Below are 13,482 nucleotides of genomic sequence, written 5' to 3'. Positions count from 1 at the left end.
ACAAAATGGCTTAATCCTGTTGTCTCATGGTGCCGAAGAGGAGTCCTAGAGGGCTCTTTTGGGAGCAGAAAACTAATCATTAAGATCGAATCATGGATTTTGAACTATGCTATATTAGCGGAAGGAAATTAAAGTTGTTTGTTAGCAAACATGGAGTGTATTCATGAGCGAAATTAAAGTAGAGCGATTAATCAAAGGTATCCTGGTACGAGAAGGGGCTGGTGTGAAATTACATCGCTATATTGGTATCGAGAGAAGCAATGATTTTGAGCCTCTTCTTTTACTTGATTATTTCAAAAGCGCTGATCCCTTGGATTATATGGCGGGTTTCCCCTCTCACCCACATCGGGGTTTTGAGACCATCACTTATTTACTCGATGGCAGTATTACTCATGAAGATAATAAAGGGCATAAAGGAGTTATCGCGGCGGGTGATGTGCAATGGATGACTGCCGGGAAAGGAATAATTCACTCAGAAATGCCTTCAGCAAATGGCCAATTACATGGCTTGCAGTTATGGTTAAATTTGCCTGCGGCAGAGAAAATGCGGGCTCCTTTCTATCAAGAAATGCAAAGCGCTCAGCTACCAGTCGAAACAAATGACTCTGGTGCACGACTTAAAGTTATTGCAGGTAAGACTGATAATGGAACCAATTCGCCAATTACAGGTATTGCGACCCAACCTTTATTATTTGATATTATTTTGCCTCCGGGGGCGAGTATGCAGCAACATATCCCCAACGATTACCAGGCCATCCTGCTGGTAATTTCGGGTACGGTTCGCATCGGTGAGCAATTAGTACAGCACGATACTTTGGCAAAACTTGGCGCCGGAGATAATTTACTTTTGAAAAGTGAGACCGCAAGTCAATGTATTCTGATTGCAGCGGCGAGACTCCATGAACCTATTACGCGACATGGGCCATTTGTAATGAATACTCAGGAAGAAATAATACAAGCTTTGGACGATTTTCGCAGTGGTCGATTCTAAGCAAGCCCTCACCCCCAGCCCCTCTCCCGCTTGCGGGAGAAGGGTTAGGGAATAAGGGTTATTTAAGCCACGCAACCAACAACGATTCCATTGTTCTTCTAGCCGCTCTTAATGCATCGGAGTCAAGCGCAGATGGGCTATGCAAGTCATCGCAATGGGCGGCTCCTGGGATCAATTGGTACGTCAATCTAGGATTAATTGCATTTCCATTTTTTTCAGCCAAAGAAAGAGTAGACCAGGGATCGTTTTCTCCATTCGTAAAATAAATATTCGAGCTTAGGATATCCATTAAAGGAACGTATAAAGTGTTATTGAGTTCTATGGTGTTGGCGGGTTGAGATAAACCAAACAAGCGTTGGCATACATGATGATGGTAATCCATATTAATTAATGACGATCGCGTAGAAAGAGTCGCGTCAGGATGGGCATTTTGCCAATAACCGTATTCTTTGCATGATTGATAGTACCACTGACGCATGCCCAAGCCATCTTTATAATCACTTGGATTTTCGCTCATGGCGCCCTGCGCAGTCATCTCTACCGCGCTGACATGCATGTCTTGGTATAATTTTTTAGCGAACTCTGCATAGCCTTGAAGTGGGGTTGGACTTGCAGATAAGCTGGTACAAAACGCATCGCGCATTCCGTATTGTACAGCTGCAGCACCGGTATCAGCAATCAAGTACAAAAAATCAACAGGATCATCAACCGCAGATGCATCAAACAAAGCTTTCATTTGGCTCCACTTCGTTGCATCACTTAAACTGGCCTCCACGGTACTGACTGCCTCTCTCATTTGATTGGCGCATTGTGGTCCCGCCACTTGAGTTACATGGGCATCGTATTCAATAAAGTCTTCTTTAGCCATGACTGGTGCGGATGAAGCTAAGGCGCCGACAACTAAATATGGGAATTTTAACCGATAATAAGCGGATAATGAGCCCGGATAAGAACCACCAAAAGCGACCCATTTCCCAGTCCAGTTTTTTTCGTTACTTATATGGCGTTGAAAATAAGCCAAATCATCCAAAGCTGCTTCTGTAGTTAAGAAACGTAGATTTTGGGTGGATAATGAATTGAAGGGCAAACTCTCACCATAGTATCGATGTTCTAGCGCAATGAGTTTGGCATGAAACTTTTGTGCGTAATTTCTGATTGCACCATTTAGTGCGCGTTTAGTACAAGCCGCCTCACCGCAAATATAAAAAAATACGGGAGAATCATCAGTTGGACCGTAGGTTTCATCAATATAGTAGCGTTGAGAAAAGGTTCCTATAGAAGGTTCATTATGATCGATTAGCTGTTTGAAATAGCTGAGGTGAATGGTTTTTTCAGCAACTAAAGGAATTTTTTCTGTTTGTTTATTTTGTAAGTAGCGCTCTACCACTCCTGCTTGAGCTGTAGAAAAAGTAGTGCAGAGAGTAAGGAAAAGTACGGTACATTTTTTAGTAAACATCATATGCATTATCCTTAATGTGATATAAAGCTTTTTCGTATTTATGGCTTTTTAACCGCCTATAATACTAATGCCCCACCTTATACAGAGCCTCTATTTTTTGCAAGAGTAATAGAGAGGTTTTTGTGCTTTGAAAAAAGAGTTATTTTGTCTGAGTAGGTTGCATGTTAAATAATATTTGCACAATTCACTTGGATATTGTCTATTTTCATGCCATGATGGTGTCAGTGTGACTTTTTTGAGTGATTTTTATGTTAAAAAAAATTCTGAGCGTTACTCTTGCTTTTATCACTTATGATGCCTTTGCTGCCACTGAGGTGGATTTATATAAGGCTCCATTAAGTAGTTTGAATCAATTTTCAGTGAAACAACCCTCAAATAAAAGTGCACGCACCGCAGCACCAACTGCAGAAAAAAATACCTTGCAACAAGTAAGTCAAACACAAGAGCACTCAAAAACGATCATGCGGTATCAACAAATATATCGAGGGATCCCAGTTGTTGGTGCACAAGTTATGATTACTAAAGAAGATGCACAAGTAAATGGTCATTTACTTAACGACATTCAGCTCAATACCCAACCTGCTCTGACCTCGAAACAGGCCATTGATTTGGCCAAAAAATCTTGGTTCAGCTTTAATTCTCAAGCACCCATTCATGAAGAGTTGAGTGAGTTACAAATTAGGGCAAGCCAAGATAATGAATTGAAACTGGTTTATCAGGTTTCGTTTAAAACCACCCAAACGGATAACAAACCCGCGTGGCCCTTTTTCATTATCGATGCACAAAATGGTGAGATAACCAAACAGTGGAATAACATAAAAAATTATATGGACACTGGCCCTGGTGGCAATGAAAAAGTTCATGAGTATTGGTATGGACGAGATGGATTGCCGTTCTTGGAAGTAACCCAAAATGGCAGCCAATGTGTGATGAATACTGCAAAGGTAAAATTAGTTAATTTGGCATCTGCTTGGGATTGGAATGATCTTTTGATTACTCCATTCCAATATCCTTGTAGCAAAAATACAGAAGAAAATATCAATGGTGCATTTTCGCCAACCAACGATGCGTATTATTTCGGCCAGACTATAGTAGATATGTATAAAGAATGGTATGGACTCAATGCGCTGCAACAAACGAATGGAGCACCCATGCAGCTTGTTATGCGCGTCCATTTTGGTCAGCATTATGACAATGCGTTTTGGGATGGTCAATTTATGTCTTTTGGCGATGGTGAAGACTTTTACCCCTTAGTCTCTCTCGATGTCGCAGGTCATGAGGTAACGCATGGTTTTACGGAGCAACATTCAGGTCTTGAATATCATGATCAATCCGGAGCTCTTAATGAATCTTTGTCTGATATGGCGGGACAAGCATCGCGTGCTTATCTTTTGGAAAAGTTCCCTCAACTTTATAATAAACTGTATCTGGAACCCAATACTGTAACTTGGGGTATTGGCGAGACGATTATTCGTGATTCATTTGGTAAAGCGTTGCGCTTCATGGATTTTCCTTCTTCGGATGGTAGTTCTGCAGATTGTTTGGATAAAAATTTAGCTCAAAGTCACGGCGCCTATTGCGCAATCAGTTATCCTGAATTAGTGGCTTATGCAAAGTCAAATATATCTAATCCGCAAGAAAGACAAAGCTTTATTGTGCATACAGCAAGTGGCGTGTTCAATAAAGCATTTTATTTATTAGCTAAGAATATAGGTATTAAAAAGGCCTACCAGGCGATGATAGTTGCCAACAGCAAATACTGGACTCCCACGACGAATTTTACTCAAGGCGCTTGCGGGGTGTTGTATGCAGCTAAAGATTTGCAGATTGATTCGCAAATGGTCAAATCGGTGTTTGGCCAAGTAGGGGTGAGTACCACCAGTTGTAAGGTCAATTAAATCAGTATCTTTTCCTGCCCAGGACACGAATTTACTTGTTTTGGGTGGGCGGAAGTCCTTCACTTTGTTACTTGCAGTTTAAGCGTCGATCAATTTTTTGGATAAATCGCCCAAATGTGTTCCATTTATGTCTTGGGGTAATTCATAAAGCATCTTTTTTGCTCTACATGTTATTTCCCGATCAACATAATTAGTATATAATTATCAAGTTTTTAATTTAAGATTAAAATTTTAAATGGTCATCTTTTTTATTACTTTAAGCATCCTGATATTAAGCCTGCTTTGTGTTGCTGTGATGGTGTTCAAACTCTCTCGCCAACCTGCTGAGCCTATATCTTTGATGCAATATTTGAAATTAAGCATCAGCGGCGTCATCGCTTTTATTGCAGATACTTTAGGCGTGGGTAGTTTTGCTGTGAATGTGGCTTTGGCCAAATTGACGGGTACGTTCCGTGATGATGAAATGCCTGCTGTAAATAATGGCGCCCAAGTGATTCCAGGAACGATCGAATCTTTATTTTTTATGGGCTTGATTGACGTTGATTTAACGACGCTTCTAACTTTAGTTATGGGTACTTGTGTTGGTGGTCTACTTGGTGGTTTTGTTGTAAGTCACTTAAGCAAGCAGGCGATTCGCTTGGCGATGGTTTGTTGTTTCGCTTTAATTATCTTACTGTTAGTTTCTCATCAATTCCGCTTATTGCCTGTTGGTGGTGAATTAACAGAATTGCACTCATGGAAATTGATTATAGGCTTTCTGGCAATGGTGGTTTGCGGTGCTTTAACTTCAGTGGGAATCGGTTTATTTGTGATGGTTCAAGGCGTATTATTTTTAATGAATATTTCGCCTGTAGTTGCATTCCCAATTATGACAACTGCGGGAGCCATGCAGCAACCATTAACTACTCTGGTATTCTTAAAGCACGATAAAATCCCTTTAAAGAAAACCATGATTCTAAGTCTTTCAGGTTGTTTAGGCGTCTTTATTACGATCCCCATTTTTATGCAATTAACCATTACTTGGTTGCATTTTCTTTTATTAATCATTCTGATCTATAATTTCTTTGCTGTAGGACGTTCGTATTTACGTTCCAGACCCAGCAAAAATTATGTACAAGCCTCAACACCAGCTTCCCTTGTAACCGCAGAATAATAGCGATACTTCACACGCTCATTTGGTGAGCGTGTGAAGTATATAGTATGATTAGCTAATTTTTAAAAATAACAGTATACGCTATGGATGAACCAGTCAGTAAATCGCAGAAAAAACGAGATGCCGATTTTTTGCAGAAAATGGGTGTAAAATTGATCGACTTGAGTTTATCCAAACTTGAGTTGCTTCCGCTTCCCGACAATCTATACAAAGCCATCATTGACGCAAAATCAATTAAAAGTCATGGTGCAAAAAGAAGGCAAGCTCAATTAATTGGAAAATTAATGCGCGCCGCTGAACATGAAGAAATTTTGGCCGCTTATGATCGTTTGCTTGAAGAAGAAAGTGCTGTCACTGCCTCATTCCATGAAGTTGAGCATTGGCGTGATCGCTTGATCAATGAAGGTAAAGATGCACTAACTGCGTTTATCGAAGGCTATCATCCAGAAGATGTTCAACATTTAAGGCAATTAATTAAAAAAGCAATTGATGATCAACAGAAAGAAAAAAATACAGGCGCTGCCAAAGCACTATTCCGCTATTTGAGGTCGATCATAGAATGAAATATTCTTTATTCGTAAGCTGTCCACGTGGACTTGAATATTTATTAGAAGAGGAATTAAAGTCCTTGGGTCTCTCAGTTACGCGGGTCAGCCCACAAGGAGTTTACGGAGAGGCTAATTTATTGACGATATATGAGTTATGCCTCTGGTCAAGAATAGCTAATCGCGTGCAATTAATTCTTTTTAGTGGGTATGCGGGTAATGAGCAGGCACTGCATCAACTGTGTACAGAGTTTCATTGGCAAACAGTTTTTTCACATGACAAAACAATCGCGATAGAATTCCATGGGGCATCTGAACACATTCGCAATACAATGTTTGGTGCACAGGTAGTTAAAGATGGGATTGTCGATCATTTCCGTAGGTTAGATCATTCACGACCTACAGTAGACAAAGAAAAACCACAAATTCTTATTCATGCCTATTTGAAAAATGATGTAGTCACAGTGAGCTTTGATCTCACTGGATATAGCTTGCATCAAAGGGGTTATCGTCAGAAGGCTGGTGCTGCCCCTATAAAGGAAAATGTCGCTGCGGCATTGCTTATGCGAGCCAAATGGCCAGAGTTAGCGGCTAAAGGCTATGCTTTGCATGATCCTTTTTGTGGGGCCGGTACCCTAGTCATTGAAGCGGCGATGATGGCCGCGCATATTGCTCCTGGTTTATTACGTCAGGATCAATCATTACAATATTGGGCACAACATCAATCCTCATTATGGGAAAAATTGAGGGTAGAAGCTTTGCAACAGGTTAAATCGCTACCCGTAACTTTATTAGGAACTGATGCAGATCACAAAATAATTGCTATCGCCCGGGCAAATGCGGAACATGCTGGTGTTGCACCGTTAGTTAATTTTAAACCCTTGGCATTGAAAGAGATTGAGGCTCCCACAACAAAGGGATTGGTCATATGCAACCCTCCGTATGGTGAACGCCTTAGTGATGCCACGCATTTAGTCCCTCTCTACCAGCAGCTAGGTAAGATTTTACATGCGCATTATCAAGGTTGGAAGGCAGCTGTTTTGACCTCTAACCCTGTTTTAGCTAAAGCTTTAGGATTGCGTGCTAGTAAACAATACACCATATATAACGGTGCCCTGGAGTGTAAGCTGTATTGTTTGGATATTCATGCAACTAATGAGCTTAAAGGGATCATGGGTAATAACCTATCTGACAGTGCTCAGATGTTATTTAATCGACTGGAAAAGAATTATCGTCATTTACAAAAATGGGCTAAGAATAACCAAGTTTCGTGTTATCGAGTATATGATGCGGACTTGCCTGAATACGCATATGCCATTGATATTTACAACGATTATGTAGTTCTCCAGGAGTATGCTGCTCCCGCGAGCATTCCCACTCATAAAGCAGAAAAGCGAAGTTTAGAGGTGATGCAGGTAACTCCACGAGTATTAGGATTGGAGCCTGATAAACTCGTAGTAAAGCAACGGAAACAACAAAAAGGCAGCGAGCAATACCAAAAACTGGGACAAAGTAAAAAAACCATGGTAGTCACAGAAGGTCCGGCTAAATTTAAAGTGAATTTATATGATTATCTGGATACTGGTTTATTTTTGGATCATCGTTTAATGCGCTTGAGTTTCGGTAAATTAAAACCGGGAACCCGCTTTCTCAACTGTTTTTGTTATACGGCCAGTGCCAGCGTTCATGCGGCCTTAGCCGGGGCTCTGACCACTAATGTTGATTTGTCTAATACTTATTTGCATTGGGCTGAAGAAAATTTCAAATTAAATCATCTTGATTTATCGAGACATCAGTTTGTGCAGTATGATTGTCGCGAATGGATGAGAGTTGCTCGCGATCGATTTGACGTGATTTTTTTAGATCCCCCGAGTTTTTCCAACTCCAAACGTATGACAGACACTTTAGATATTCAACGGGATCATGTTTCTTTAGTTAATTCTGCCATGCGTTTACTCAATCCCAATGGGGTTTTATATTTTTCTACCAATTTCCGACAATTTAAATTGGATGCTCAACTTAAAGAAAAATATTCAGTGCACGATATTAGTGCCCAGACTATAGATCAAGATTTTAAGCGAAATCAAAAAATACATCATTGTTACAAGATCATGATGCCGCAATTTGCGAGTACTTGAGCCTAGGATTAGTGTATAGGGAGTAAGAATGAAAAAGCGAAAGGAAAGAAGAAAAAGATTATTAACTCCTACTAATGTCTACCAACATATGCTCCGTAATGCTTTTTTTGGGCTTTTAATGACTGCACTGGCGCTTTTTATCGGAATGTTGGGATATCATCTTTTGGAGCATATGTCCTGGGTTGATTCATTCATGAATGCATCCATGATTCTTTCCGGGATGGGACCTGCGTCCAATTTGGTAACGATCCCTGGAAAAGTCTTTGCAGGATGTTATGCGTTATTTAGCGGCTTGGCATTTATTGCAATTATGGTGATTATTCTTTCACCCCTGATTCATCAGTTTTTTCGTAAAATTCATTTGGAAAGTAAAACGATCTATTCTGATGAGCAGGAAGAAAGTTAACAAACCAAATTAAAAAGTATTTTTTTGAACGTTCACGCCCTATCACTGAGCTGTATTTGGCATATCTTGCGCGAAAATAATACCTAGGAAAGCTTCACGTACGAATTTATCCAATGGCAAGTTAAGCTTATTTTACTGGAGCCTACGTTCCGCGACTTGTTCGTAGAAACCAAGGAATGTAGGCTTAGTCGCTGGACATAGGAAGGGAGAAAATATATAAAATAATATTCTTAATTTAGAGCCATTAATTTATGCTGAGTTTCCTCGGCATTATTTTGCGCAATCTGCGCTCAAATCAAACAGCCCCAAGATTCAAGCCTACTCCCAGTACGGTTACTCATTTTTTTCCATACCATAGATTTGCTCTTTTAAAGACTGCATGAACCCGGCCATGAAAAATAACTCTGCAATCAGAAATAATGGCGCGATAAGTGCCTGGCTCAAATTATCCATAAATGCGGGTCTTTTACCTTCGAGATAATGACCATAGAATTGTAATCCCCAGCCTACGATAAAAAAAATAACAAATGACCAAAGACCTAATGTCGTTGGACCATCTTGGCTGAACCAATTTGCAATTAATAACAGGATAAACATAATTGGAGTAAGTGCCAACGCGAGTTGCCAATTTAAACGGAAGTAATAAATTAAGGCAATTAATGTCATTAAACAGGCAAGATTAGTTGCAAAGACACCGGGAACGATAATTTTTACAAAACCGAACAGAATCATCACCGATAAAATAATGAGTGGCACACCTGCCATATGTGTATAACGTGTTTGGATGTTTTGATGATAGTCGGCATAAAACTGTGCTTGTTCAATAAAAGATTTCATTTTAAAAGCTTACTAATAGAGTTTTATAAAACATAGCACATTCTCTTAAAAAAAGCAGTTGTAATGTAGCCTAGGTGATGCGCGGCGCAGCACAGGCTAAATTTACTTACTTATCAAATGTGTATGCCCCTACCAGATAAAGCACATTTCCATTGGTTGATGAGCCAGGAATATAGGCGGCTTTTAAAGAGAGTTTTTTATAAAATATACCCGCCCATGGGACTGCTCCTGGGAAAGGAATGCTGTGTAAGATATCAGGGCGTGAAGTAACTAGTACGGAAAAGCCCAATCCTGCTTTAAAATTTTTCGTCAATTGTGCGACTTTCAAATAAGCATATCCAACAGTTGGTTCAAGCTTACGGTGGGACTCAAGGAATGCGATAGCATAAAGACCATGCCAATTTCCTTTTTCATCAAAAAAACCTTTACCAAATCCACCACCCCAAGCTAGTTCATTGTATTTTTTTTCTCGGAGTCGTTCAGCAGAATAAGTAAAGCGGTTATGCCAGGCATAACCTGAGAAGTAAAGTTCTCTGTTGCCTTCGGTCCATGTTTGATGCAGCCGATGACAAAGAGGCCTAAATATCGGGAGCCAATATTTACAGCCTTTGGGTTCTTCTGTACTCAACCCAACGATGTCTTTTTTCTTTGCATCATTCGGTGTTGAGGCATTGGCGATTGATGTTTGAGTTTCGTTGGATGAGGGGGTAGAAGAGATTACAGAGGATCTGTTACTGTAAGTATTTAGAGAAAATAATATTAATAGACCACTAATGATCATTCGTAAGGTTGTTTTGTTCATTTTAATTTTAAACCTATGCGGGATCTAAACTACACATATAATTTTATGAGCTAACTTTTCCTATTTTGGCAGCGTTCTTGCTTATAAATAAAATAGAACTATGAAGTTTCAACATCGTGAGCATACCATGGACTTGTTACGTAAAAAAGAGATTAATGCATCATTTGAGGGAGAATCCCATCTGGTTAAATGTCTTACTGCCTTTGATCTGACCTTTTTAGGTATTGGAGCCATTATAGGTGCAGGTATTTTTATTTTGACAGGGGTTGTAGCTGCAATAGATGCGGGTCCTGCAGTGGTTTTTTCTTATATCTTGGCTGGATTTGCTTGTGTCTTTGCTGCCTTATCTTATGCTGAATTGGCTGCGTCAATCGGTGGATGCGGCAGTGCTTATGGTTATGCTTATGCAGGTTTTGGAGAGTTAATTGCCTGGATTGTGGGTTGGGACTTGCTATTGGAGTATGCTATTTCTGTGTCGGCAGTGTCTGTAGGATGGAGTAGTTATGCCAATGATTTTCTAATGGTTATAAAAATACACCTCCCTAAAATGCTCTTGCATGGGCCAACGAACGGCGGCGTTTTTAATTTGCTGGCGTTTCTGATTATTGCATTCTTAACTGGATTATTAATTTGGGGGGTCAAATCAAGTTCCCGAGTCAATAATATTATGGTGATGATCAAGCTTGCCGTAATTTTTCTTTTTATTGTGATTGCTACGAGGGAGGTGTATCCGCCTAATTGGTCACCCTTTTTGCCTTTTGGATGGGAAGGTGTAATTAAGGGGGCATCATTAATATTTTTTGCCTATATTGGATTTGACGCAGTATCTACAGCTGCTGAAGAGGCGATCAATCCACAACGCGATTTACCTATAGGAATAATAGGCTCATTATTTATTTGTACGATTTTATATATTATTGTTGCAGGGTTATTAACGGGTATAGCACACTACAGCACACTCAATGTTGCTTCGCCAATTAGCCATGCTTTATTGGTTTTAGGTTATAAAACAGTGGCTAGCTTTATTAGTGTGGGCGCAATAGCCGGATTGACTACTGTAATGTTAGTTTTATTTTATGGTCTTACGCGGGTTATGCTCGCAATGACTCGTGATGGTCTATTGCCAAACGTTTTTTCCAAAACCAATAAATATACTCATACCCCTATACGCGTTATTTTGCTATGTGGTGTGTTAATGGCTTCTCTTGCTGCTTTTGCCCCAATACACGTTTTGGCCGAATTAGTGAATGTCGGCACTCTATTTGCATTTTTTATTGTCTGTGCGGGCGTCCTCTTTTTACATTATAAACAACCCAATATGCATCGGCCGTTCAGAACCCCTGGAATGCCTTATGTCCCTATTTTGGGGATGCTCAGTTGTTTTTATTTAATTATTCATTTACCTCTGGTGACGATAATCCGTTTTGTTATTTGGATGGTTATTGGATTAGTGATTTATTTTATCTTTGGTTATTCCAATAGTGCTTTGGCAAAAAAATAATTTAATGGCGTGTTATGTCCTGGGGAGCATTCTGCTTCCTTACTCTCTATTTCTAACAAGAGAAAAAGCTATCTCATCTATGTAGTATAAAAAACAAATGTAGTTTCTTGAGCTAATTCCCTAAAAAATATGACAAATTTAATTTATAATCGCCGCACAGATTATTAAATAAACAAAGTTTGGAGCGGCAATGGAATCATCTGTAGAAATAAAAGACATAATTAAGCCAAAAAACACAAATCGACCGATCATAATACTAGAGCCTGAATATGCAGCTTATTTTGAAGGTTATCCTGGGGCTTATGGCTTTGATGCAGAGATATTGGAAAAACATGCGAGTGGTGAATATATAGGTTCTAATAATCTTGAGGATGCTTTATACAACACCAAAGCAATCATTACTGAATTAGCTAATGGCAGGGTTAAAATTGCTTTTGCTACAGAAGAAGATAGCACGGAGTTACAAAAAGTATTAGCGGAAGTTCCTCCGACTTTGTGGAGTCTGACTTTTGAACCCCGGCAACTGGAGAAGTCATTAAGCCAAGGCCCTAACATTTTTGAGGAGCAAAAGAAAAAATATGAAGTCCAACAGGAGCGCATTCAGGCAGAAGAAGAAACTCAATCTAAACTGAATTAACCAAATAGAGATAGACCTACTAAGAACTAAAGCGTGATGGTCGCTGATCATATGCTGTTTGATAATCTTAGATATGACTTAATACCAATGCAGCTGAAATTATTGCTGCTGCAGGTATGGTAATGAGCCAGGAAAAGAAAATTCTTTTAATAACGCGCCAATGTGCTCCTCCTACTCCGTTTATTAAGCCTACGCCAGTAATTGCTCCCGTTACGGTATATGTAGTTGATACTGGAATTCCACATTGTGTCGCAATAAAAAGTGAAACAGCCGCTCCAGTTTCAGCAGCAGAACCTTTCATGGGATCCAGTTTGGTGATTTTAGTTCCCATAGTCCGCACAATTCGCCATCCTCCGGCTAAGGTTCCAAGACTAATTGCTGCCTGACATGAAATGATCACCCAAAAGGGGACGTAAAAAGGGCCTTCAATCCACGCCGATGAAAATAGTATTATGGAAATAATGCCCATCGTTTTTTGCCCATCATTGCTACCATGAGTTAAGCTCAGCAATGCGGAGGAGCACAATTGGAATCCTTTAAATAATTTGAATTGAGTATCTTTTTTATTGCGCAAAAATTTATTAAAAAAATAAGTAATTGCCAATGCAATTAATAAACCAATTGCCGGTGATATAAAAATCCCACCAATGACTTTAGCAAAACCTGACATTTTCAGTGATGAAAATCCCCCTTTAGCAATTGCGGCACCCGCTAGGCCACCAATAAGCGCATGGGATGAGCTTGATGGAAGTCCATAATACCAAGTAACAAGATTCCAGAATATGGCGCCGATCAATGTAGCTAAAATAAAATGAGTATCAATAAAATCAGACTCAATCAGACCACTACCAATAGTTTTTGCTACCGTGAGATTAAATACTAAAAATGAAATGAAATTGAAAAAGGCAGCCCATATGACTGCTTGTTTTGGAGATAAAACCTTAGTAGTAACAATTGTGGCTATAGAGTTTGCTGCATCATGGAACCCATTGATAAAGTCAAAGATATAAGCAACCAAAATAACAAAAAGTGTAAATAAAATGGCTGAGTCCATAGCAATAGCTCCTTGTGCCATAGCTTTATAGCCTTAGCGAAACATAGCAAACACAAGATAG

General features: G+C 39.6%; 12 protein-coding genes. 8 read left to right on the top strand and 4 right to left on the bottom strand.

What is annotated here, in order from left to right; genetic code table 11:
• Positions 1–163: 163 nt before the first annotated feature.
• A complete protein-coding gene (locus tag ACWTEW_RS29100; protein ID WP_454781512.1) occupies positions 164–991 on the top strand; it encodes a pirin family protein in 828 nt (275 codons plus the stop codon).
• Between the two features lie 58 nt (positions 992–1,049).
• Here the strand turns inward: ACWTEW_RS29100 and ACWTEW_RS29095 are convergent, their stop codons facing one another.
• A complete protein-coding gene (locus ACWTEW_RS29095) occupies positions 1,050–2,450 on the bottom strand; it encodes a S28 family serine protease (RefSeq protein WP_454781511.1) in 1,401 nt (466 codons plus the stop codon).
• A gap of 248 nt (positions 2,451–2,698) precedes the next feature.
• Here ACWTEW_RS29095 and ACWTEW_RS29090 point away from each other — a divergent pair, with 248 nt between their 5' ends.
• From ACWTEW_RS29090 to ACWTEW_RS29070, 5 genes are all read left to right on the top strand, one after another.
• Positions 2,699–4,348, top strand: a complete 1,650-nt coding sequence (locus ACWTEW_RS29090) for a M4 family metallopeptidase (RefSeq protein WP_454781510.1) — start codon at positions 2,699–2,701, stop codon at positions 4,346–4,348.
• Between the two features lie 235 nt (positions 4,349–4,583).
• On the top strand, positions 4,584–5,501 hold the full coding sequence (locus ACWTEW_RS29085; protein WP_454781509.1) for a sulfite exporter TauE/SafE family protein: 918 nt from the start codon (positions 4,584–4,586) through the stop codon (positions 5,499–5,501).
• Positions 5,502–5,584: 83 nt separating this feature from the next.
• Positions 5,585–6,064, top strand: coding sequence for a ribosome biogenesis factor YjgA (gene yjgA / locus ACWTEW_RS29080; protein ID WP_454781508.1), 480 nt, complete (start codon positions 5,585–5,587; stop codon positions 6,062–6,064).
• The gene (gene rlmKL, locus ACWTEW_RS29075) at positions 6,061–8,184 is read left to right on the top strand and encodes a bifunctional 23S rRNA (guanine(2069)-N(7))-methyltransferase RlmK/23S rRNA (guanine(2445)-N(2))-methyltransferase RlmL (protein ID WP_454781507.1); all 2,124 of its coding nucleotides are present in this window, start codon (positions 6,061–6,063) and stop codon (positions 8,182–8,184) included. Before yjgA ends, rlmKL begins: the two co-directional genes overlap by 4 nt.
• 28 nt (positions 8,185–8,212) lie before the next feature.
• Positions 8,213–8,590, top strand: coding sequence for a hypothetical protein (locus ACWTEW_RS29070; protein ID WP_454781506.1), 378 nt, complete (start codon positions 8,213–8,215; stop codon positions 8,588–8,590).
• A gap of 333 nt (positions 8,591–8,923) precedes the next feature.
• Here the strand turns inward: ACWTEW_RS29070 and ACWTEW_RS29065 are convergent, their stop codons facing one another.
• Both ACWTEW_RS29065 and pagP read right to left on the bottom strand, forming a co-directional pair.
• Entirely contained in the window at positions 8,924–9,427 is a 504-nt protein-coding gene (locus ACWTEW_RS29065) for an Mpo1 family 2-hydroxy fatty acid dioxygenase (protein WP_454781505.1), read from the bottom strand.
• 106 nt (positions 9,428–9,533) lie between these two features.
• Positions 9,534–10,229, bottom strand: a complete 696-nt coding sequence (pagP, locus tag ACWTEW_RS29060) for a lipid IV(A) palmitoyltransferase PagP (protein WP_454781504.1) — start codon at positions 10,227–10,229, stop codon at positions 9,534–9,536.
• A gap of 127 nt (positions 10,230–10,356) precedes the next feature.
• Here pagP and ACWTEW_RS29055 point away from each other — a divergent pair, with 127 nt between their 5' ends.
• A complete protein-coding gene (locus ACWTEW_RS29055; protein ID WP_454781503.1) occupies positions 10,357–11,730 on the top strand; it encodes an amino acid permease in 1,374 nt (457 codons plus the stop codon).
• Positions 11,731–11,920: 190 nt separating this feature from the next.
• Positions 11,921–12,367: a hypothetical protein gene (locus ACWTEW_RS29050; RefSeq protein ID WP_454781502.1), complete on the top strand. Its 447-nt coding sequence runs from the start codon at positions 11,921–11,923 to the stop codon at positions 12,365–12,367.
• 67 nt (positions 12,368–12,434) lie between these two features.
• On the opposite strand, the gene ACWTEW_RS29045 is transcribed toward ACWTEW_RS29050, so the two are convergent.
• Positions 12,435–13,421 (bottom strand): inorganic phosphate transporter, encoded by a 987-nt coding sequence (locus ACWTEW_RS29045; RefSeq protein WP_454781501.1) that lies wholly within the window; start codon positions 13,419–13,421, stop codon positions 12,435–12,437.
• Positions 13,422–13,482: the final 61 nt, after the last annotated feature.

The organism is Legionella stuttgartensis (assembly GCF_977063405.2).
Note: the sequence above shows the minus strand (reverse complement) of the source record. Positions and strands in the feature narration are given on the sequence as shown.

Excerpts from the sequence above, each read along its gene's own strand:
- ACWTEW_RS29100 (WP_454781512.1), top strand. The coding sequence starts at position 164 with ATGAGCGAAATTAAAGTAGAGCGATTAATCAAAGGTATCCTGGTACGA.
- ACWTEW_RS29095 (WP_454781511.1), bottom strand. The coding sequence starts at position 2,450 with ATGATGTTTACTAAAAAATGTACCGTACTTTTCCTTACTCTCTGCACT.
- ACWTEW_RS29090 (WP_454781510.1), top strand. The coding sequence starts at position 2,699 with ATGTTAAAAAAAATTCTGAGCGTTACTCTTGCTTTTATCACTTATGAT.
- ACWTEW_RS29085 (WP_454781509.1), top strand. The coding sequence starts at position 4,584 with ATGGTCATCTTTTTTATTACTTTAAGCATCCTGATATTAAGCCTGCTT.
- yjgA (WP_454781508.1), top strand. The coding sequence starts at position 5,585 with ATGGATGAACCAGTCAGTAAATCGCAGAAAAAACGAGATGCCGATTTT.
- rlmKL (WP_454781507.1), top strand. The coding sequence starts at position 6,061 with ATGAAATATTCTTTATTCGTAAGCTGTCCACGTGGACTTGAATATTTA.
- ACWTEW_RS29070 (WP_454781506.1), top strand. The coding sequence starts at position 8,213 with ATGAAAAAGCGAAAGGAAAGAAGAAAAAGATTATTAACTCCTACTAAT.
- ACWTEW_RS29065 (WP_454781505.1), bottom strand. The coding sequence starts at position 9,427 with ATGAAATCTTTTATTGAACAAGCACAGTTTTATGCCGACTATCATCAA.
- pagP (WP_454781504.1), bottom strand. The coding sequence starts at position 10,229 with ATGAACAAAACAACCTTACGAATGATCATTAGTGGTCTATTAATATTA.
- ACWTEW_RS29055 (WP_454781503.1), top strand. The coding sequence starts at position 10,357 with ATGGACTTGTTACGTAAAAAAGAGATTAATGCATCATTTGAGGGAGAA.
- ACWTEW_RS29050 (WP_454781502.1), top strand. The coding sequence starts at position 11,921 with ATGGAATCATCTGTAGAAATAAAAGACATAATTAAGCCAAAAAACACA.
- ACWTEW_RS29045 (WP_454781501.1), bottom strand. The coding sequence starts at position 13,421 with ATGGACTCAGCCATTTTATTTACACTTTTTGTTATTTTGGTTGCTTAT.